1 pseudogene is annotated in these 1,714 nt (G+C 36.0%); it reads right to left on the minus strand.

The features are described from left to right. Window positions 1-1,714, minus strand: a pseudogene (locus tag DFQ10_RS18570) (hypothetical protein); the annotation flags it as partial.

Genomic DNA, 1,714 nt, shown 5'->3' on the forward strand with positions numbered 1-1,714 from the left:
AGCATTAGATACAGCATTCCAAAATAAATCGGTATTTACCAATACATTAGTAGAACCAGAACTTGGTGAATTTAGAGTGGTACAGTTTGGTAGAACTAGAAGGTCTTCAGTTGTAAAACTCTCTTCTGTACAACCTGTGGCATCACCATCGGCACTGTATGGAATTATTGATACATAAATTGTAGAATCCTCTGGTAAATCTGCTGGTAAATCGTAAGTCAATACATTACCAACATCTAATCCGTTTATAATATCAGAACCTCCTGATTCGGAACCTACAGTCAGTGTATAACCTATTGCATCTGAAACAGCATTCCAGCTTATATCTGTACTAACAGAAACGTTTGTTGTTCCAGATAATGGGGAATTTAAATTAGTACAATCTAAGTTAAAAGGAAGGTCTCCTGTAAAAAAACTTTCATGTGTACAACCATTAATAGCATCACCATTTGAATTATAAGGAATAATCCTAACAAATATTTCAGTATTTGGAGGTAAGTCAAAAGGTAGATCATAAGTTAAAGAATTTCCGACATCAAACTCACCGAAGAAGATAGTGTTAGTTCCTAAATTTATTCTGTATCCAGTGGCATTTATAACTGAGTTCCAATTAAAATTTGTAGTAACAGAAACATCTATATCACCAGCCAACGGACTTATTAATGTTGTACATTCTGGTAGAATTAACGCTGTAACAAAACTCTCTTCAGCACAGCCTGCAGCTTCACCATCAATATTATAAGGTATAACAGTAACAAATATTTGAGTATTGTCTGGTAAATCCGATGGTAAATCATAGGTCAATACATTGCCGACATCTACAGCGTTTAGGATATCAGTTCCTCCTGAACTTGTACCAACCGTTAAGATGTAACCTGTAGCTTCTGTAACTGCTGTCCATGTTAAATCAGTATCCACTGGAATATTGACCGAGCCTGTAATTGGTGAACTTAAACTCGTACAATTTGGAGGAAACAATAGGTCTTCTGTTGTAAAACTTTCTTCTGTACATCCTGTAGCATCACCATCGGCATTGTATGGAATTATTGACACATAAATTATAGTATTGTCTGGTAAATCTGCAGGTAAATCATAAGTCAATACATTACCAACATCTAAAGCATTTATAATATCTGTACTTCCAGAACTGGTGCCAACCGTTAAGGTATAACCTGTAGCTTCTGTAACTGCTGTCCATGTTAAATCAGTATCCACTGGAATATTGACCGAGCCCGAAGTAGGCGAACTTAAACTGGTACAATTGGGTGGAAACAAAAGATCTTCTGTAGTAAAACTTTCTTCTGTACAACCTATAGCATCACCATCGGCATTATATGGAATTATTGATACATAAATTGTAGTATGCTCTGGTAAATCTGCAGGTAAATCATAAGTCAATACATTGCCGACATCTACAACGTTTAGGATATCAGTTCCTCCTGAACTTGTACCAACCGTTAAGGTATAACCTGTCGCTTCTGAAACTGCAGCCCAAGATAAATCAGTATTCACAGAAATATCAACTGAGCCCGAAGTAGGCGAACTTAAACTGGTACAATTGGGTGGAAACAAAAGATCTTCTGTAGTAAAACTTTCTTCTGTACAACCTATAGCATCACCATCTGTATTATATGGAATTATTGATACATAAATTGTAGTATGCTCTGGTAAATCTGCAGGTAAATCATAAGTCAATACATTGCCGACATCTACA

It is taken from the genome of Winogradskyella eximia (assembly GCF_003386165.1).
GTDB lineage: Bacteria > Bacteroidota > Bacteroidia > Flavobacteriales > Flavobacteriaceae > Winogradskyella > Winogradskyella eximia.